Source organism: Bradyrhizobium yuanmingense (genome assembly GCF_900094575.1).
Lineage (GTDB): Bacteria > Pseudomonadota > Alphaproteobacteria > Rhizobiales > Xanthobacteraceae > Bradyrhizobium > Bradyrhizobium yuanmingense.
Genome location: NZ_FMAE01000007.1, coordinates 449,923 through 468,236, shown reverse-complemented (window position 1 = coordinate 468,236; position 18,314 = coordinate 449,923). Strand labels below are relative to the sequence as shown.

The 18,314-nt window shown below is 66.1% G+C and carries 16 protein-coding genes; 6 read left to right on the top strand and 10 right to left on the bottom strand.

Going from position 1 to position 18,314, the window contains the following annotated elements:
• Positions 1–245 precede the first annotated feature (245 nt).
• The 6 genes from glyS to GA0061099_RS26705 form a co-directional block, all read right to left on the bottom strand.
• Positions 246–2,345, bottom strand: coding sequence for a glycine--tRNA ligase subunit beta (glyS, locus tag GA0061099_RS26730; RefSeq protein WP_036024904.1), 2,100 nt, complete (start codon positions 2,343–2,345; stop codon positions 246–248).
• The gene (locus GA0061099_RS26725) at positions 2,345–3,283 is read right to left on the bottom strand and encodes a glycine--tRNA ligase subunit alpha (protein ID WP_036024903.1); all 939 of its coding nucleotides are present in this window, start codon (positions 3,281–3,283) and stop codon (positions 2,345–2,347) included. Before GA0061099_RS26725 ends, glyS begins: the two co-directional genes overlap by 1 nt.
• Positions 3,284–3,495: 212 nt before the next feature.
• Positions 3,496–3,687 (bottom strand): hypothetical protein, encoded by a 192-nt coding sequence (locus tag GA0061099_RS26720; RefSeq protein WP_036006375.1) that lies wholly within the window; start codon positions 3,685–3,687, stop codon positions 3,496–3,498.
• Positions 3,688–3,791: 104 nt separating this feature from the next.
• Positions 3,792–4,700 (bottom strand): S49 family peptidase, encoded by a 909-nt coding sequence (locus GA0061099_RS26715; RefSeq protein ID WP_036006373.1) that lies wholly within the window; start codon positions 4,698–4,700, stop codon positions 3,792–3,794.
• 216 nt (positions 4,701–4,916) lie between these two features.
• Positions 4,917–5,681 carry a tRNA1(Val) (adenine(37)-N6)-methyltransferase gene (locus tag GA0061099_RS26710; protein WP_036006371.1) on the bottom strand — a complete coding sequence of 255 codons (765 nt, stop codon included), beginning with the start codon at positions 5,679–5,681 and terminating at the stop codon, positions 4,917–4,919.
• The gene (locus GA0061099_RS26705; protein WP_008562067.1) at positions 5,674–5,901 is read right to left on the bottom strand and encodes a putative signal transducing protein; all 228 of its coding nucleotides are present in this window, start codon (positions 5,899–5,901) and stop codon (positions 5,674–5,676) included. Before GA0061099_RS26705 ends, GA0061099_RS26710 begins: the two co-directional genes overlap by 8 nt.
• Positions 5,902–6,034: 133 nt before the next feature.
• On the opposite strand from GA0061099_RS26705, the gene GA0061099_RS26700 reads away from it, so the two are divergent.
• The 5 genes from GA0061099_RS26700 (at position 6,035) to GA0061099_RS26680 (ending at position 10,747) form a co-directional block, all read left to right on the top strand.
• Positions 6,035–7,042: a polyprenyl synthetase family protein gene (locus tag GA0061099_RS26700; protein ID WP_036024923.1), complete on the top strand. Its 1,008-nt coding sequence runs from the start codon at positions 6,035–6,037 to the stop codon at positions 7,040–7,042.
• A 380-nt stretch (positions 7,043–7,422) separates the two neighbouring features.
• Complete coding sequence (locus GA0061099_RS26695; RefSeq protein ID WP_036024902.1) at positions 7,423–7,938, top strand: winged helix-turn-helix transcriptional regulator; 516 nt, start codon at positions 7,423–7,425, stop codon at positions 7,936–7,938.
• A gap of 1 nt (position 7,939) precedes the next feature.
• Positions 7,940–9,202 carry a beta-ketoacyl-ACP synthase II gene (gene fabF / locus GA0061099_RS26690; protein ID WP_036024901.1) on the top strand — a complete coding sequence of 421 codons (1,263 nt, stop codon included), beginning with the start codon at positions 7,940–7,942 and terminating at the stop codon, positions 9,200–9,202.
• Between the two features lie 44 nt (positions 9,203–9,246).
• Positions 9,247–9,879: a LysE family translocator gene (locus GA0061099_RS26685; RefSeq protein WP_036024900.1), complete on the top strand. Its 633-nt coding sequence runs from the start codon at positions 9,247–9,249 to the stop codon at positions 9,877–9,879.
• On the top strand, positions 9,872–10,747 hold the full coding sequence (locus tag GA0061099_RS26680; protein ID WP_036024898.1) for an alpha/beta fold hydrolase: 876 nt from the start codon (positions 9,872–9,874) through the stop codon (positions 10,745–10,747). The genes GA0061099_RS26685 and GA0061099_RS26680 overlap by 8 nt, the downstream gene beginning before the upstream one ends.
• On the opposite strand, the gene GA0061099_RS26675 is transcribed toward GA0061099_RS26680, so the two are convergent.
• From GA0061099_RS26675 to GA0061099_RS26665, 3 genes are all read right to left on the bottom strand, one after another.
• Positions 10,744–11,628 (bottom strand): 4-(cytidine 5'-diphospho)-2-C-methyl-D-erythritol kinase, encoded by an 885-nt coding sequence (locus GA0061099_RS26675; protein ID WP_036024896.1) that lies wholly within the window; start codon positions 11,626–11,628, stop codon positions 10,744–10,746. The two genes, GA0061099_RS26680 and GA0061099_RS26675, sit on opposite strands and share 4 nt — an antisense overlap.
• Before the next feature lie 84 nt (positions 11,629–11,712).
• Positions 11,713–13,509, bottom strand: a complete 1,797-nt coding sequence (locus tag GA0061099_RS26670) for a tetratricopeptide repeat protein (RefSeq protein ID WP_036024894.1) — start codon at positions 13,507–13,509, stop codon at positions 11,713–11,715.
• 289 nt (positions 13,510–13,798) lie between these two features.
• Entirely contained in the window at positions 13,799–15,460 is a 1,662-nt protein-coding gene (locus tag GA0061099_RS26665; protein ID WP_036024892.1) for an electron transfer flavoprotein-ubiquinone oxidoreductase, read from the bottom strand.
• A gap of 236 nt (positions 15,461–15,696) precedes the next feature.
• On the opposite strand from GA0061099_RS26665, the gene GA0061099_RS26660 reads away from it, so the two are divergent.
• Entirely contained in the window at positions 15,697–16,512 is an 816-nt protein-coding gene (locus GA0061099_RS26660; protein WP_036024890.1) for a uracil-DNA glycosylase, read from the top strand.
• Between the two features lie 122 nt (positions 16,513–16,634).
• On the opposite strand, the gene GA0061099_RS26655 is transcribed toward GA0061099_RS26660, so the two are convergent.
• Positions 16,635–18,143 (bottom strand): glycosyltransferase family 39 protein, encoded by a 1,509-nt coding sequence (locus tag GA0061099_RS26655; RefSeq protein WP_036024888.1) that lies wholly within the window; start codon positions 18,141–18,143, stop codon positions 16,635–16,637.
• Positions 18,144–18,314 lie beyond the last annotated feature (171 nt).

Sequence of the window (18,314 nt, the reverse complement as noted above, 5' to 3'; positions counted from 1 at the left end):
GCGTCACAGCAGGCTGGCGCGAGCAGTGTAAATCGGACATCAGGCCCCGCCCGGTCCTCCCCCCGCCGGGCGGGGCTTCTTTGGGCAAGCCACATCAGCAGCCGTCATTCCGGGACACGCCGGAGGCGTGGGCTATGGTGCGCAATTGCGCACCTGAGAATCCATACTCACGATCGTGGTTATGGATTCCGGGCTCGCGCTACGCGCGCCCCGGAATGACAGCGGTGTTTGCCGCAAACCGCGCCTCAATCCTGGATCTTCGAGAAGTCCGCTACCGCGCGCGTGGCGCTGCGGATCTCGTTGAGGAGCTTCAGGCGGTTCTCGCGCACCTTCGGATCATCGTCATTGACGCGCACTTTGTCGAAGAAGGCATCGACCGGCGGACGCAGCTTTGCCATCGCACTCATCGCGGCGGCGAAGTCTTCCTTGGCCACCGCAGCGCTGGCTTCCGCCTTGACCTCACCGATCGCCTTGGCCAGCGCCTTCTCCTCAGCGAGGCTGTAGAGCGCAGCATCCGGCGCGCCGTCGAAGCTGCGCTTGTCCTTCTTCTCCTCGATGCTGAGGATGTTGCTGGCGCGCTTGGTGCCGGCGAGCAGGTTCTTGCCGTCGTCGCTATCGAGGAATTTTCCGAGCGCCTCGATGCGGCGGACGATCATCAGGAGATCGTCCTGGCCGCCGAGCGCGAACACGGCATCGACGAGATCGTGGCGCGCGCCCTGCTCGCGGAGTTGGACCTTGAGGCGATCGGCGAAGAAGGCGAGCAGATCGCTCGGAAGCTTCGAGGCATCGGCCGGCTTCACCGACAAGCCGGCGAGCGCTGATCCCGCCACCTTTATGAGCGACAGACGCAGCGCGTTCTCAGCGATCAGCCTGATCACACCCAGCGCCGCACGACGCAGCGCATAGGGGTCCTTGCTGCCCGTCGGCTTCTCGTCGATCGCCCAGAACCCAACCAGGGTATCGATCTTGTCCGCGAGCGCCACCACGACGCTGACCGGATCGGTCGGAACGCGATCAGCAGGCCCTTGCGGCTTGTAGTGCTCCTCGCAGGCCGCGGCGACGGAGGCGTCTTCGCCCTGAGCCAGCGCATAGTATTTGCCCATCAGGCCCTGCACTTCCGGGAATTCGCCGACGACTTCCGTCAGCAGATCTGCCTTTGCCAGATGCGCCGCGCGCGTCGCCTTGGCGACATCGGCGCCGACCAGCGGCGCGATCTCGGCGGCCAGGCGCTCGATGCGCTTGATGCGTTCCGCCTGCGTCCCGAGCTTCTCGTGAAACACGATCTGATCGAACTTCGGCAGCCGGCCCTCGAGCTTGGTCTTGAGGTCGGTCTCGTAGAAGAACTTCGCATCGCTCAGCCGCGCCCGGATGACGCGCTCGTTGCCGGCGATGATGGTTTTGCCACCGTCGGTCGCCTCGATATTGGCGACCAGGATGAACTTGCTCGCGAGCTTGCCCGTCTTGGGGTCGCGCACCACGAAACACTTCTGGTTGTTGCGGATGGTGGCGCGGATGACTTCGTCGGGAGTCTTCAAGAATTCCGGCTCGAACGAGCCCATCAGCACGACCGGCCACTCGACGAGGCCGGCGACCTCGTCGAGCAGATTCTGGTCCTCGACCAGCTCAAAACCTTGCGCGAAGGCGAGCTGCTTGGCGTCGGTGAGGATGGCGTCCTTGCGGCGCTCGGGGTCGAGCACGACTTTTGCTGCAAGAAGCTTAGCGTCGTAGTCCTCGAAGCGGCGCACGGAGATCGGCGCCGGCGCGAGGAAGCGGTGGCCGTAAGTGGTCTGGCCGCTCTCGATGCCGTCGACCTCGAACTTCACGACATCGGGCTCTTCGGTCTCGAGGCCGAAGGTCGCGGTAATCGCGTGCAGCGGACGCACCCAGTTCAGCGAGCCGGGCTTGCCCGAGCGCGCGCCCCAGCGCATCGATTTGGGCCAGGGGAAGGTGCGGATGATGACAGGCAGGATCTCGGCGAGCACGTCGATCGCGTCGCGGCCGGGCTTCTCGATCAAGCCGATGTAGAAATCACCCTTGGGGTCGCGCTGGATCTTGGCTTCGTCCAACGACTTCAAACCGGTCGCCTTGAGGAAGCCCTGCACGGCCGCGTCGGGCGCGCCGACCTTGGGTCCGCGGCGCTCGGTCTTCAGATCCGGCTGGCGCGCAGGGATGCCGTGCACGGTGAGCGCAAGGCGGCGCGGCGTCGCGAACGACTTTGCGCCCTCATAGACCAGGCCTTCGGCAACCAGCTTGTCGGTGACCATGCGGCGCAGATCGTCCGCCGCCTTCGCCTGCATGCGCGCGGGAATTTCTTCGGAAAACAGTTCAAGCAAAAGATCGGGCATCAGGCCGCTCCGCCCGCTTCAGTGTGGATCCAGGCCTCGCCACACGCTTTTGCCAGCTCGCGCACGCGCAGAATGTAGCTCTGCCGCTCGGTCACGGAGATCACGCCGCGGGCATCGAGCAGGTTGAAGACGTGGCTCGCCTTGATGCACTGGTCATAGGCCGGCAGCGCCATCAGATGCTGTTTCCGGTTGCCGCCGTCGCGCCAGCCCGCGTCGAGATATTTTCTGCAGGCCGCTTCCGCCATCTTGAACTGCTCGAACAGCATCGCGGTGTCGGCATATTCGAAATTGTGCCGCGAATATTCCTGCTCGGCCTGCAGGAACACGTCGCCATAGGTGACCTTCTGGTCACCGTCGCGGCCGTTGAAGTTGAGGTCGTAGACTCGGTCGACGCCCTGCACATACATCGCGAGGCGCTCGAGGCCGTAGGTGAGCTCGCCCGCGACCGGCGCGCATTCGAAGCCAGCGACCTGCTGAAAATAAGTGAACTGGCTGACTTCCATGCCGTCGCACCAGCATTCCCACCCCAAACCCCAGGCGCCCAGGGTCGGGCTCTCCCAATCGTCTTCGACGAAGCGGATGTCGTGCACGGCGGAATCGATGCCGATCGCGGCGAGCGACTTCAGGTACAGCTCCTGAAGGTTCGGCGGCGAGGGCTTCATGATCACCTGGAACTGGTAATAGTGCTGCATCCGGTTCGGGTTCTCGCCGTAACGGCCGTCCTTGGGCCGGCGCGACGGCTGCACATAGGCCGCGTTCCACGGCTTTGGCCCGAGCGCACGCAGCGTGGTCGCCGGATGGAAGGTGCCCGCGCCCATTTCCATGTCGTAGGGCTGCAGGATCACGCAGCCCTGCTCGGCCCAGAACCGCTGGAGCGCGAGGATGAAGCCCTGGAACGAGCGTTCCGGGCGCATATGGGCGGGCAATGAGGCGTCCATCGTCAGATCGGGCTCTCGCGGGGGGTTTTGAATCGCGCGGGACCGTATCGACGGCGGGGATGGGAATCAAGGCGAAGGGGGCGGATTCGGGCGTCATTCCGGGGCGCCCGCAGGGCGAGCCCGGAATCCATTGCGCCGCTCACTCCGTGGTTCGATGGATTCCGGGTTCTCGCTTCGCGAGCCCCGGAATGACGAACGCGTGGAGGTGTGCCCTAACCCGGCCGGTAAGCTCCGGTCACGGGGTCACGCTTCAGCGTCTGGATATCCCCCATGCGGGCGGCCTCGGTGACGCGCGACAGGCGCATCTCCTCCAGCTCCTGGTTGATCCGGATGGCGGTCTTGTAGGCCCAGCGGACCACGGCAAGCCCGCCCAGGACGCCCGCGAAAGCGACGAACGGCGGCATCGGTCGATCCTCGTCTCATGCTCAGCCCCCACACGCATTGTTGCGCAGATGGACCTGCGCCGCAATCGGCGCCGCCCGGGCGAAATGGCGCGGGAGCGCGAGACCTAGAACCCGAATTTCGCCCAAATCGCCCGCGTCTCGACCGCCGAGATCAGCTCGTCCGGCAGCCCGGCCATTGATTCCAGGGCCGAAAGCTGCCCCGCGCCGGGCGATTTCCGGCCCAGAAGGCCGGAGAGCAGCCCGGTCGGCTGCGCGATCACGGGGGTGAGAACCTTCTCACCATAGCGGGCACGAAGAGTTGAGCGGAGATCGCCGATGCTGTCGGCGAGCCCCAGCGCGATCGCGCTGTCCCCCGCCCAGTATTCGCCCGTGAACAGCGTGTCGTCCGCTCCCTTCAGCCGGGCGCCGCGGCTTTCCTTGACCAGCGCGATGAAGATCTGGTGGATCTCGCGCTGGATCGCCTTCAGCCTCATGACGTCGTCAGGGTTTTCCGGAAGAAACGGGTCGAGCATCGCCTTGTGCTCGCCCGAGGTGTAGAGGCGCCGCTCGATGCCGAGCCGCCTGATCGCCTCCTGAAAACCGAAACTGCCGCCGACCACGCCGATCGAGCCGAGGATCGAGGAGGGATCGCAGATGATCTCGTTGCCCGCGCAGGCGATCATGTAACCACCGGAGGCCGCAACGTCCTCGACGAACACGAGCACCGGCAGCTTCTTCTCCGCGGCGAGCTGCTTGATGCGCAAGTAGATCTGGCGCGACTGCACCGGCGAACCGCCGGGCGAGTTGATCACCAGCGCCACGGCCTTGGCGTGCCGATAGGAAAACGCGCGCTCGAGCACCCGCGCGACGCCGGCAAGCGTCAGGCCCGGACGCAGCGGCGTCACCGCACCGATCACACCGGACAGCCGCACCACCGGCACGACCGCCGTGCCGGGACGAAAGCGCGCCGGCAGATATTGCATGAGCTTGTCGGCCAGGCCGGAACTCTCACGATCGTTCAATTGTTCGGCCATGGCCTTACCTCTGATTAACCATTTCTTATCACGCGAGTGTCATTGAAAGTGCCAGGAACGTGTTTTGCAGAATCCGCGTTGGGAAGCTGCAATAGGCAGCGGAAGGAAACGCCATGAAGATCTATCTGCTGTTGCTGTTGATCGGTGCGCTTTTCACGGCGCTTCACTTTACGTCGCCGCAAGAGCAACAGACGGAATCGCTTCCGCAATAAGCCGTCACGGCCTCGCCAGCGGCAACGCCGCCCTCCCCTCCAGAATATCCTTCACCTCTTTCTTCGGCACGTTTGACTCCTCGTTGAGCATGAGGCCCGGCAGCAATTGCGTCGGTGCCCGGCCGCCTTTGACTGCGCGCACCAGCACCCGGATGGCAGGCTTTCCCGCTTCGCCATGAACCGGCAGGATCGCGAGGCTGCCGAAGCCGCGTGACAGCGCTGCCACGACGTCGCCAATTCCGTCCGCGCGCCAGATCAGGGTCAGCACGCCGCTCGATCGGAGAATGCGCCGGGCTGCATGCACCCACGCATGCAGTGTCTCCTCCCTCGCCACATGCGCGGTGTGGCGCGCCTGATCCGGCGAGCCGCGATGGCGTGCGGGATCGTTGAAGGGCGGGTTCATCAACACGGCGTCGGAACCGTCGGGCAGAAGTCCGTTCGCTGCAAACGCCTGCGCGTCGGCGGTGACGTCGAGCACGATGACCTCGGCAGGAATCGCGTTCGCGGCGGCGTTGGCCCGCGCGAGCTGCGCCAGTTCCGGATCGATCTCGACCAGGCTGAGCCTGATCCCCGCGACGCGCCGCGCCAGCGCAAGGCCCGCCGTGCCGACGCCGGCGCCAAGCTCGACCACGCGGTCACCCGCCTTAGCGTCGGTCGCTGCTGCCAGCAGGATGGCGTCGTGCCCGGCGCGGTGGCCTGACCGCTTCTGCATCAAGCGCAACTGCCCGCCGAGAAACGCGTCCTCGGTAATATCCGCGGCCTCAATCATCGCCGCGCAGTTCGTGGCTGAGGCCGGCCTCGGTGAGGAGCGCCCTGGCTTCCTCGGCGTCGTCCTCATGAACAAGGATCCGCCGCGGCAGAATGCCGAGAGACCCCTCGATGATGCTCATGTTCTGGTCCAGCACCAGATGATGGATGTTGGCGCCGTCGAGCAGCGCGCCAATCGCCGACACCAGCACCATATCGTTGGTCCGAACCAGTTCACGCAAAACGGAGGTCTCCTGCCTGAAAGTGGCTAACGCGGCAAATGTCAATGGTTCCGCGGCCCTTGCCGCATCCGCCGCCAGTTTCTATTGTATTTCCATCAGAATAGCCCTTCCGGGGCAAATATTGGAGACCGGCGTGGCCGTCATCGTACCTTTCGAAACCCCCGGCGCGTCGATCGAAGAGCTGGTTGCCCTTGTCGCTCCCGACATGGAGCGCGTCAATGCCACGATCCTGTCGCGGACCGGCTCCGACGTGACCATGATCCCTGAAGTGGCCAACCACTTGATCTCCTCGGGCGGCAAGCGCCTGCGCCCGATGCTGACGCTCGCCATGGCCAATCTCGCCGGCTACACCGGTGACGGCCACATCAAGTTGGCTGCCAGCGTCGAGTTCATGCACACCGCCACCCTGCTCCACGACGACGTGGTCGACGAGAGCGAGATGCGCCGCGGCAAGCTGTCGGCGCGCATGCTCTGGGGCAACGAGGCAAGCGTGCTGGTCGGCGACTTCCTGCTCGGCCAGGCCTTCCGCATGATGGTCGAGGTCGGCTCGCTGCGCGCGCTCGACATCCTCTCCGCGGCGGCCGCCACCATCGCCGAGGGCGAGGTGATGCAGCTCGCCGCCGCCAAGAACACCGCGACCACCGAGGACGAATATCTCGCCGTGATCCGCGGCAAGACCGCCGAATTGTTCGCCGCCGCCTGCGAGGTCGGCCCCGTGATCGCGAACCGCCCGAAGGCGGAGCAGACTGCCTGCCGCTCGGTCGGCATGAATCTCGGCATCGCCTTCCAGCTCGTCGACGACGTGCTCGACTATGGCGGCAAGAGCGCCAAGCTCGGCAAGAACACCGGCGACGATTTCCGCGAAGGCAAGATCACGCTGCCCGTCGTGCTCGCCTTCCGCCGCGGCAACGACACCGAGCGCGCCTTCTGGATCCGGGCGCTCGAGCGCGGCGAGATCGGCGATTCCGATCTCGATCACGCCATCGGCCTGATGAACAAGCACCGCGCGCTCGAGGACACGCTGATCCGCGCCCAGCACTACGGCGCCATGGCCGTGGATGCGCTGGCGCTGTTCCCGCCCTCGCCGATGAAGAACGCGCTGGAGCAGGTCGTGGCGTTCTGCTTGGCAAGGTCGCATTAGGCGACTGACGCTCACGCTTTGCGCGCTCCCCGCACCCGTCATTGCGAGCGTAGCGAAGCAATCCAGAATCCCGCCGCGGAAACAGTCTGGATTGCCTCGCTGCGCTCGCAATGACGGAGTACGCCGCGACGGCACCGCTCGCTCTCGTGTCCCGGACACGCTGCAGCGTGAAACGCTGCTGCGCAGAGCCGGACCCATGCGACATCCGCAATCGTGAGCAATATGGCCCTGGCTCTGCAGCGCACCGCTAGGAGGCGCTGCGCTGCGTCCGGGGCACGAGAGCGCGCTTCATCTCATCAGCAGAACCCAGCCTCACTCGCTCCACATGCCTCCCCGCGCAGTCACTTGCATTTTGCAAGTGACTGACCTACCTTGCCCGCATGCAACCCAAATCCCCTTCGATCCTGGAATGCCCGGTCGGCCGCGCGGTAGAGACGGTCGGCGAATGGTGGAGCATCCTAATTCTGCGCGATGCGTTTCAGGGTGCGACGAGGTTCGACGAGTTCTCGCAAAGCCTCGGCATTGCGCCGAACATCCTGTCGCGGCGGCTCTCGCATCTCACCGAAAGCGGCATGTTCGTGCGTCGCCGCTATCAGAAGCGCCCGCCGCGCTACGAATATGTGCTGACGGACAAGGCGCGGGATTTCTTCCCCGTGATCGCTACGCTGCTCGCCTGGGGCAACAAGCATCTGGCGCCGAAAGGCGAATCCATCCTGCTGGCGAACCGGAGCGACGTCCGCCCGCTCGAGCCGATTGTGGTCGATGCCGCCGACAAGCGCCCGATCACGCTCGCCAATGCGGTCGTCGTCGCAGGTCCCCGCGCCAGCCGCGGCATGCGCGCACGGCTTGCTGCGCTCAAGGCCATGAACCCGGCCGTCGCGCCGGCTGGAGACTGACATGCGTCGTATCGTCGTGACGGGAATGGGCGCGGTGTCGCCGCTTGGCTGCGGCGTCGAATTGACGTGGCGGCGGCTGCTCGCCGGGCAAAGCGGGCTGCGCCTGTTGCCGGAATGGGCAGAGGCGCTGCCCGCGCGCATTGCAGGCCTCGTGCCCGACAAGGCCGATGATGCCGAAGGCGGTTTCGATCCGGCGCAGGCTGCCGCGCCCAAGGATCAGCGCAAGATGGACCGCTTCATCCTGTTCGCGCTGCTCGCGACGGCAGAAGCCGTCGCGCAAGCCAAATGGACACCGCAGGATGCTGGCGCGCTCGAGCGCACCGCGACGATCATCGCCTCTGGCGTCGGCGGCTTTCCCGCCATGGCGGAGGCGGTGCGCATCACCGCGCAACGCGGCGCGCGCCGGCTGTCGCCGTTCACGATCCCCTCGTTCCTCGCCAATCTTGCCGCCGGCCACGTCTCGATCAAGTACGGCTACAAGGGCGCGCTGGGCGCGCCCGTCACGGCCTGCGCCGCCGGCGTGCAGGCGATCGGCGATGCCGCGCGCATGATCCGATCAGGCGAAGCTGACGTTGCGATCTGCGGCGGCGCGGAGGCCTGCATCGATATCGTCAGCCTCGGCGGCTTTGCGGCCGCTCGCGCGCTGTCGAGCGGCTTCAACGACGAGCCCGCGCGCGCCTCGCGTCCGTTCGATCGCAACCGCGACGGTTTCGTGATGGGCGAAGGCGCCGGCATCCTGGTGATCGAGGCGCTGGAGCATGCGCAGGCGCGCGGCGCGACGCCGATCGCCGAGATCGTCGGCTACGGCACGACCGCGGACGCCTATCACATGACCTCGGGGCCGCCGGATGGCGATGGTGCCCGCCGCGCCATGGAGATCGCGCTTCGGCAGGCCAAGCTTGCGCCCGCGGATGTGCAGCACCTGAACGCGCACGCGACCTCGACACCGGCCGGCGACGAAAGCGAGCTAGGCGCCATCGGCGCGCTGTTCGGCCGCAACCGCGGCATTGCCGTGAGCGCGACCAAATCGGCCACGGGTCACCTGCTCGGCGCCGCCGGCGGGCTGGAAGCGGTTTTCACCGTGCTCGCGTTGCGCGACCAGATCGCGCCGCCCACGCTCAATCTCGAAAACCCCGATGCGGGCGCCGAAGGCATCGATATCGTCGCAGGCAGCGCGCGGCCAATGCCGATGCAGCATGCCATCTCCAACGGGTTCGGCTTCGGCGGGGTCAATGCCAGCGTGATCTTGCGCCGGCTGGGCTAAGCAAGAGGTCTTGCAATCGCCGCCGGCTTCGCTACGAAAACGGCATGATCGAAACGAATTTCTGGCTGTTCCTGGCCGCAGCTCTCCTCATTGCCGCCGTTCCCGGCCCTAGCATTTTTTACGTCGCGGCGCGAACCTTGTCGGAGGGGCGTGGCAGCGGCTTCGCCTCGACCGCGGGCACGGCGCTGGGCGGATTGGTTCATGTGGTCGCGGGCAGCCTCGGCATCTCCGCCATCATCCTGGCCAGCGCGGAGCTGTTTGCCGCCGTGAAGTTCGTCGGCGCGCTCTATCTGGTCTGGCTCGGCATCAAGACGTTTCGCAGCGCCGGCAACAACCTGTCGCTCGGGAGCGAGCCGATCGGCGACAAGCGCGCGTTTCACGACGGCGTGCTGGTCGAAGCGCTCAATCCGAAGACCGCGGCATTCTTCCTCGCCTTCATTCCACAGTTTCTCGATCCGTCGGACTCGAACCCGACGCTGCAATTCATCCTGCTCGGTGCGATCTCCGTGGCCTTGAACACGCTCGCCGATGTCGTGGTGGTGCTGATGGCTTCCGCGACGCGCGCGCAGCTGACCGGACGGCCGCTTCTGATGCGTCGCCTCACGCAGGGCTCCGGCGTCTTCATCGCGGGCCTCGGCCTCTCGCTCGCCCTGGCGCGGCGGCCGGCCAATGGCTAGCGCCCCGCAAAGCCGCTTCTATGAATCGCACGGCCTGCGGCTGCACTACGCCGACTGGGGCAACGAGGGCGCACCCACCGCCATCCTGGTGCACGGCGGCCGCGATCATTGCCGCAGCTGGGATCACATCGCGCGCTCGCTGCAACCGCATTTTCACGTCGTCGCGCCCGACCTGCGTGGTCACGGCGATTCTGACTGGACGAGAGGCGGCAGCTACGCGCTGACAGAATACGTGTACGATCTCGCGCAGCTGGTTCGCACCTTAGCCACGCCTCAGGTCACCCTGATCGGCCATTCGATGGGGGGCATGGTGAGCCTGATCTTTTCGGGCGCATTCCCCGAACAGGTCACGAGGCTCGTCGTCCTCGACGGCGTGACCATGTTGCCGGACACACCGAAGCCGCCGGCGCATGAGCGCATCGGCAGATGGGTCGGCCAGCTCGACAAGCTCCACGACCGCACCCCGCGCCGCTATCCGAGCCTCGAGGACGCCGCCGCGCAGATGGTGCTTCACAACAAGCGCCTGTCACGGGACCTCGCGCTGCATCTCGCCAGGCATGGCACGCGGCAGAACGAGGACGGCAGCTACAGCTGGAAATTCGATCCCTATCAGCGCGCCTCCGCGCCACATCGGCTCTGGCCCGACGATCACATCGAGCTGTGGTCGCGGATCACGTGCCCGACGCTGCTGCTCAATGCCGGCGAAAGCTTTCTAGCGGGCGCTCGCTCCGCCGGCCTGGAGCGATACTTCCAGAACGCGCGCGTTAAGACTATTGCCGGGGCGGGACACTGGCTGCAGCACGACAAGCCGCAGGAGGTGTTGGGTGAGATCCGGCGGTTTCTCGAGCTCAACGAGGACGAAGGCTAGCTCAACGTGCCCGCATGCACCCACCAGCCGGGGTGATCGCGCCGGATCGTTTCGGCCGCGGCATGTGCCTCCTCAGATGCGCCGTAGATCGCAAAGCACGTCGCGCCCGAGCCGGACATGCGGGCGAGCTTGACGCCGGCGGAATCGCGCAAGGCGTCCAGCACCTCGCCGATCACAGGCTCGATCCGCAGCGCGGGCGCTTCGAGATCGTTGGCGACGGTCTCGAGAACCTCGACCCAATCGGAAATCGAGGCACCCTCCTCCGGCCAGGCCGGAGCGCGGATGACGTCGGTGACGCCGACCAGGAGCTCGCCGTTGCGCAAGCCCAGCGCCTGGAACACGTCCTTGGTGGCAACAGGCACGCGCGGATTGACCATGACGCAAGGCATGCTCGGCAGCGCGAGCGGCAGCAGCTGCTCGCCGACGCCGGTCATGTCGCAGGCGCGCGAGAGGAGGCACACCGGCACGTCGGCGCCGGTCGCGAGCGCGACCTTCTGAATGCGGGGATCATCGAGCGACAAATCGTTGAGACGCGCCAGGACCCGCAGCGCGGCCGCGGCATCCGCCGAGCCGCCGCCGATCCCGGCTGCAACGGGGAGCACCTTGTCGAGCGCGAAGGCGCCAAGCTGCAGGCCAGGGATCGCCTCGGCAAGGAGCTTGGCGGCCTTGAGCACGAGATTGTCGGCTGTGTCGCCGCAGGCGGCAGCCAGCGGCCCAGTCGTGGTGAGCTTCAGCTCCCCGCCCGGCTCCAAGGTGAGCCGGTCGGCGCAGTCGGCAAACGCGACCACGCTTTCGAGATCATGATAACCATCGGCACGACGGCCGACGACGCGAAGGCTCAAATTGACCTTCGCCCGTCCCTCTTCAATCAACGCCGACATTGGCGATCAGCCCCCAAGACTCACTTGTTTGCGCATGATCTGATCGGAAAACCGCTCCACACTTTTCCGGATCATGCGCCTAGCTTAGCCGCCCTTGCCGTCGTCCTTCTTCTTTTCGGCCTGCGCCGCAGAAGAGTTCGAATTGTCGTCGGGAAGGCCGTTGGCGATCTTGGCCTCGATCTTCGGCAGCTCTTCCGGCTCGGGCTTGAGATCGCGCGCATGCGACCACTGGAATTTTGCCTCCAGCGTGCGGCCGACGCGCCAATAGGCGTCGCCGAGGTGGTCGTTGATGGTCGGATCCTCGGGCTTGAGATCGATCGCGCGCTCGAGGTTCTTCACTGCCTCCTCGAAATTGCCGATGCGGTAATAGGCCCAGCCGAGGGAATCGACGATGTAGCCGTCGTCGGGACGCTGCTCGACGGCCCGCTTGATCATCTTCATGCCTTCGTCGAGATTCACGCCCTGGTCGATCCAGGAATAGCCGAGATAGTTGAGGACGTGCGGCTGATCGGGCTGCAGCTCCAGCGCCTTCTTCATGTCGGCCTCGGCCTTGGCCCATTGCTTGGAGCGCTCCTGGCAGATGCCGCGATAATAGTACCAGACGCTGTTGGCCTTGTCGTTGCCGGGCGGCAGCACCTCGATGCCTCGTGAATAGGTCGCGCCGCAATCGCCGAACCGCTTGCGGCCGCGCTCGATGTTGCCGAGCGCCATGATGGCTTCGAGGTCCTTGGGATCCTCCGAGGTGACGCCCTTGAGGATCTTGATCGCCTCGTCGGTGCGGTCGGCGGAATCGAGATCGATGGCGAGCTGAATTTGCGCGTTGCGCTTGAGCGGCGAGTTGGCGGGCACGCGCTCGTAGACCTTGATCGCCATCTTCGGCCGCTTGACTGATTCGTAGAGATCGGCGAGCGACAGCAGTGCCAGCGGATGCGTCGGCTGCAGGTAGAGCGAGAGCTGGAGATAGACCAGCGCCAGATCCTCGCCACCGCGGCGGGTCAGCGTCGCGCCGATGCCGTAGAGCGCTTCGGCGGCGCCGGCCTGCGCGGAATCGACCAGCGGCGGCATCTTCTTGCCGGCCTTGGTCTCGCGCAGGCCTTCCTGGATCAGCGGATGGCGCGCGAGCTTCTTGTCGAAGGCCTGATAGATGTTGGTAGCCGCGGCGGAATCCTTGTTGCGCGACAGCCAGCGCGCATAGGCCTCGGTCACGCGCAGCATGGAATCGTCGAGCTTGTAGGCGCGCTCGAAGCGCGTGCCGGCGTCCTTCTCCTTGCCGGAGAGCTCCAGGATCATGCCGGTGTGGAGATCCTTGAACAGCGGATACCATTCCGGACCTGTCAGCTTGTCGATGGTGGCGACACCACCCTTGGCATCGCCCGCACCATAGGCGGCCCAGCCCGACAGCAGCGTGGCGACGAGATCGGTGATCGGACCACGGATCGACTGGTTGATGTTGGTCTGCGCCGCGACGTACTTCTTCAGCTTGAGATCGTGCACGCCGACGACGAGACGGGCGACGCGGTTGGTCTTGTCGATGGTGAGGATGCGCTCGGCGAGCTTGACCGCCTCCTCGATGTCGCCGTCGGCGACCGACGAGATGAAGGCACGGTCGAGCAGCTCGTTGTTCTTGGGATCGGTGCGGAGCGCCGAACGGTAGAATGCGGCGGCCGAGGTCGCGTCGCGCTCAACGCTAGCATGGCGGGCGGCGAGATAGCTGCCGGCGCCGGTGAGCGACTTCAGATCGTTTCGCGTCGGAAATTGCGCCGCCGTGTTTTCCGGATGATCCGGCGTCTGCGCCAGGACCGCGCCGGGGACCGTCGCGATCGCGGTGCCCATGAGGGCGATGGCGGCAGCAGTCCAGCGGTTGAAACGATTTGAAAACATCAGGGCTCGCCTTGAGTTGGGTGGTGCCTGGGTTTGCAGCAGAAGACCGTATCGCAAGCGAACGCGGCCGGTGACATCCGGGCCCGGAACCGTCAGGCCGACAATGCCGCTTTTGGCGCTTCGCCGCAAGGATTCGGACCCGGGAAGATCCCCTCCGCACGCCCAAGCCGGCCCATTGAAACCGCGCCAGCGCCCCAAGACGCCGCCACTATGGCCTTATCGTGGCCGCGGCGGGTCGCCGCAGCCTCGTCCTCACGGGAACGTGCGCCTGGTCACCCGTGCGATGTCCTCACATCGCCTCGTAGTTCGGGCCGCCGCCGCCCTCCGGGGGAACCCAGGTGATGTTGCCGTTGGGATCCTTCACGTCGCAGGTCTTGCAGTGGACGCAGTTCTGGGCGTTGATCTGGAAGCGCGGACCGGAGCCCTCCTCGATCCATTCATAGACGCCAGCCGGGCAATAGCGGTTCGAGGGGCCGGCATAGACGTCGTGCTCGGACGTCTTCTGGAGGTTCATGTCCGTGACCTTCAGATGGATCGGCTGGTCCTCCTCGTGATTGGTGTTGGACAAAAACACCGAGGACAGCTTGTCGAACGTGATCTTGCCGTCGGGCTTCGGGTAGTTCCTGGGCGCGTGGCTCTTGGCCGAATCGAGCGTGGCGCGGTCGGGCTTGACGTGCGACTGCGTGCCAAACAGTGAGGCGCCGAACAGCGTATTGCACCACATGTCGAAGCCGCCCAGCGCGACGCCGAGCACGGTGCCGAACTTCGACCACAATGGCTTGACGTTGCGGACCAGGAACAGGTCCTTGCCGACCGATGAGGAACGCCAGGCGTTCTCGTATTCGACGAGCTCGTCATTGGCGCGGTCGGCGGCGAGCGCGGCCGCAACATGTTCGGCAGCCAGCATGCCGGTGCCCATCGCATTGTGCACGCCCTTGATGCGCGGCACGTTGACGAAGCCGGCCGCGCAGCCGATCAGCGCGCCGCCGGGGAAGCTCAGCTTCGGCACCGACTGATAGCCGCCCTCGGTGATCGCGCGCGCGCCGTAGGCGAGCCGCTTGGCGCCGTCGAAGGTGCCGCGGATCGAGGGATGGGTCTTGAAGCGCTGGAATTCGTCGAATGGGGACAGATAGGGATCGTCGTAGTTCAGATGCACGACGAAGCCGACGGCGACGAGATTGTCGTCGTAGTGATAAAGGAACGAGCCGCCACCGGTCTTGAGGTCAAGCGGCCAGCCGAATGAATGCTGGATCAAGCCCTTCTGGTGCTTGGCGGGATCGATCTGCCAGACCTCCTTGAGGCCGATGCCGAACTTCGGCGGCTCGCTCTTGGCGTCGAGCGCGAACTTGTTGATGAGCTGCTTGGTCAGGCTGCCGCGGGCGCCTTCGGCGAACAGCGTGTACTTGCCGAGCAATTCCATGCCGCGGGTGAAGGAATCCTTCGGCTTGCCGTCGCGGCCGATGCCCATGTCGCCGGTGGCGATGCCCTTGACCTTGCCCTCCTCGTCATAGAGCACCTCGGCCGCCGCAAAGCCCGGATAGATCTCGACGCCGAGCGCCTCGGCCTTGCGCGCCAGCCAGCGGCAGACATTGCCGAGCGAGCCGATGTAGCAGTGATGATTGTTCATCAGCGGCGGCATCATGAAATTCGGCAGCTTGATCGCGCCGCCGCCGGTCATCCAGTAGAAGCGGTCGTCCTTGACCTGCGTCTTCAGCGGGCAGTCGGCATCCTCGCGCCAGTCCGGGATCAGCTTGTCGAGGCCCGCGGGATCGATCACGGCGCCCGAGAGGATGTGCGCACCAACCTCGGAGCCCTTCTCCACCACGACGACGTTGAGCTCGGCGTTGAGCTGCTTGAGCCGGATCGCGGCCGACAGACCCGACGGGCCGGCGCCGACGATGACGACGTCGAATTCCATGGATTCGCGCGGGGGAAGTTCTTCGGTGCTCATCTGATCTCAGCCCTTGAGACGGTCCTTGGTCGTTTGCGCCCTCTTGTTTCCGATTTTTCCGGGTAGGACAACCTCGGAATCGCGTTCCGCGGGATGCAAGGCCGCCCAAACGGGACCACCCCCGGTTCTGGTACGCCAGAACCGGGAGGTCCCGATCATTTCTTAACGCGTTTTCTTCACGCGAACCGGTGTCCACCTCGCTTGAAAACGCTATGCTATAAAAGTCATTCTTTCCCATGATCCCCGAACCCGCACCCACCGTCCGAGAGCTGCTCGCCTTCTATCTGGAGGCCGGTGTCGACTGCGCGCTCGCGGAGGAACCGATAGACCGCCTGGCGGAAATCGATGCGCCGCCACCCAGCCCGCGCGCGGCCCCGCCAGCCGAAGCGCCGCGGCCGGTCGCCGCGCCCGCGGTCATGCGCGGCGAAGCCGTGCCTGCACCGGACGTCGCCATCGCCTCGGCACGCGAGGCTGCACGCACCGCGCCGACCCTGGAGGCGCTGCGCGAGCTGATGCAGAATTTCGAGGGCTGCGCGTTGAAGCACACCGCGACGCGGCTGGTGTTTGCCGATGGCAACCCGCAGGCGCGCATCATGTTCGTCGGCGAGGCGCCGGGCCGCGACGAGGACATCGAGGGACTGCCTTTCGTCGGGCGCAGCGGCAAGCTGCTCGATCTGATGATCGGAGCCATCGGCCTCAACCGCACCACCGCCTACATCGCCAACGTCATTCCCTGGCGGCCGCCCGGCAACCGCACGCCGACGCCGCAGGAGACGCAAATCTGCCTGCCTTTCATCCAGCGCCAGATCGAGCTGGTGAACCCCGACGTGCTGGTGACGCTCGGCAATCCCTCGACGCAGACGCTGCTGTCGACGCGCGAAGGCATCATGCGCACGCGCGGGCGCTGGTTCGACTACGACACCGGCCAGCGCGTGATCCGCGCGCTGCCGACGTTTCACCCGGCCTACCTCTTGCGCTCGCCGGCCTACAAGCGGCTGGCCTGGCAGGATCTGCGGGCGATTGCGAAGGCGCTGGCGCAGGGCGCCGTGTAACGACGCCCACGCCGTCATTCCGGGGCTCGCGAAGCGAGAGCCCGGAATCCATCGAGCGGCAGAGTTGGTGGATGAATGGATTCCGGGCTCGCGGCTTCGCCGCGCCCCGGAATGACACCGACCTACGTCCCCTTCGGCCGCACGATGGCCCAGCCGATGCGCAACAGCTGCTGGCGGCCGGTCACCAGCCATTCGAAGGCGCGCGGGACTTCCGGCACGATGCCGGGAAAGCGCTTGAGGATCTCCGGCGGCGGCGTGCCCGCGGTATCGGAGGCGCGCCAGACCACGACGCCGCCGGTCTCGCTGAACTTGGTCTGGCTCATCCACGGCGTCCGCGCGGGGGCGGCGTCGATGAACAAATGCGGCCGGCCGGAATGCAGCGCGATCAGGCTCGCGAGCTGGGTCTCGCCGGCGACGGCGCGCAGGCGATGGTTGGTGCGGCGGGCGAAGCTCTCGTCGAAGAAGTCCGAGATCGCGCGCGCCGGCATCGAGGTCGCAATTTCGCTAGTGCCCGTCCAGGGCAGGAACAGGACGGCAAGCACCACGCCGGCGGCGGGCGCGGCAACGGCGGCGGCCCAGACCATGCGGAGCATGCGCGCGCGGCGCATCGCGATGAGATCGCCGGCCGCGACGACCACGGTAAGCCCCGACATGATCAACACGACGCCGGGGCCGCCGACGACGGAATCGAGCCCCAGCAGGCCGGAGATCAGCACTGCGCCGAGCGGCAGAGCGAACGCGAAGAAATAGACGAAGTTGCGCGCGAGCGGCTCGACCGGCGGGCGGTAGATGATCGGTGGCTCCTCGCCCTTGCCGGCGAACATTCCGGTGTTGAGAAAGGTCAGCGCCGGGATCGCCGCCGCCCCCAGCACGAGGCCACCGAGCAGCCAGGCCGCATGCAGCGCGCGGGCGTTGAGCTCGGCGACTGGCGGCAAGTCCGGCAGCGCCAGCGTCTCGGCCCGCATCAGAAAGACCGCATAGGGCAGCGCCAGCACGGCGACGACGATCAGCGCGAACAGCGGATCGAGCCCGCGCAGCGTCCGGCGGCCGCCGGCGGTCGTAACCGCGAAGACGACGATCAGCAGCAGCAGGAAGATCGCGGCGGGCGTCGTCAGCAGCAGGAGGCCGGCTTCGATCGACCAGGCGAACCAGGCATTGCCGCGGCGCTGGCCGATGATCTGCCAGGAGTGCAGCAGCAAGAGCGCCCAGAGCGGCCGCGCCAGGATCAGCGGGCCGAAGTCCAGCGCCGAGGAGGAGAAGGCCAGCACCGTCATGGTGAGGAGCACGGCAAGCACCGCCTGCTGCGAGCCGACCACGGCACGGGAGAGATGATAGAGCGCGATGAAGGTCGCGATCTCGCAGAGCTGGGCGAGCACATAGACGCCGAGCATGTGGCCGCCGGCGGCGCGATAGGCGATGTCGGCGAGCCAGATGGCAAGCGGCGGGCCGAGATCGGTGCCGACCTGGTATTCCCTGCCGAAGGCCAGAAGGGTCGCGAGAGTGCCGGGCGGGCTGCGGTAGAACACCAGCGCCACGAACAGCCACATCGCGGCCTGCAGCAGCACCGCAATCCAAACGATCAGCCGCGGCCGGGCGCGAATGAGCTCGATGACCAGGGAGGTAAACCGCATGCAACGTCCGAAGGTGCAGCCAACCCGTCCAGCCGGCCCTATTCGCTCACGTCTGTTTTGATAAAGGGCGTCACGGGTTGTGGCAACCGCCGCAGTTCGTCATGCCCGGGCTTGTCCCGGGCATCCACGTTCTTCGTGCCGCTGGTAAGACGTGGGTGGCCGGGTCAAGCC

What these genes read in the sequence shown, in the direction of transcription:
- GA0061099_RS26660 (WP_036024890.1), top strand. Translation starts at nt 15,697, where the DNA reads ATGATCCCCGAACCCGCACCCACCGTCCGAGAGCTGCTCGCCTTCTAT.
- GA0061099_RS26685 (WP_036024900.1), top strand. Translation starts at nt 9,247, where the DNA reads ATGATCGAAACGAATTTCTGGCTGTTCCTGGCCGCAGCTCTCCTCATT.
- GA0061099_RS26695 (WP_036024902.1), top strand. Translation starts at nt 7,423, where the DNA reads ATGCAACCCAAATCCCCTTCGATCCTGGAATGCCCGGTCGGCCGCGCG.
- GA0061099_RS26675 (WP_036024896.1), bottom strand. Translation starts at nt 11,628, where the DNA reads ATGTCGGCGTTGATTGAAGAGGGACGGGCGAAGGTCAATTTGAGCCTT.
- GA0061099_RS26725 (WP_036024903.1), bottom strand. Translation starts at nt 3,283, where the DNA reads ATGGACGCCTCATTGCCCGCCCATATGCGCCCGGAACGCTCGTTCCAG.
- GA0061099_RS26670 (WP_036024894.1), bottom strand. Translation starts at nt 13,509, where the DNA reads ATGTTTTCAAATCGTTTCAACCGCTGGACTGCTGCCGCCATCGCCCTC.
- GA0061099_RS26655 (WP_036024888.1), bottom strand. Translation starts at nt 18,143, where the DNA reads ATGCGGTTTACCTCCCTGGTCATCGAGCTCATTCGCGCCCGGCCGCGG.
- GA0061099_RS26720 (WP_036006375.1), bottom strand. Translation starts at nt 3,687, where the DNA reads ATGCCGCCGTTCGTCGCTTTCGCGGGCGTCCTGGGCGGGCTTGCCGTG.
- GA0061099_RS26710 (WP_036006371.1), bottom strand. Translation starts at nt 5,681, where the DNA reads ATGATTGAGGCCGCGGATATTACCGAGGACGCGTTTCTCGGCGGGCAG.
- GA0061099_RS26665 (WP_036024892.1), bottom strand. Translation starts at nt 15,460, where the DNA reads ATGAGCACCGAAGAACTTCCCCCGCGCGAATCCATGGAATTCGACGTC.
- GA0061099_RS26715 (WP_036006373.1), bottom strand. Translation starts at nt 4,700, where the DNA reads ATGGCCGAACAATTGAACGATCGTGAGAGTTCCGGCCTGGCCGACAAG.
- GA0061099_RS26680 (WP_036024898.1), top strand. Translation starts at nt 9,872, where the DNA reads ATGGCTAGCGCCCCGCAAAGCCGCTTCTATGAATCGCACGGCCTGCGG.
- glyS (WP_036024904.1), bottom strand. Translation starts at nt 2,345, where the DNA reads ATGCCCGATCTTTTGCTTGAACTGTTTTCCGAAGAAATTCCCGCGCGC.
- fabF (WP_036024901.1), top strand. Translation starts at nt 7,940, where the DNA reads ATGCGTCGTATCGTCGTGACGGGAATGGGCGCGGTGTCGCCGCTTGGC.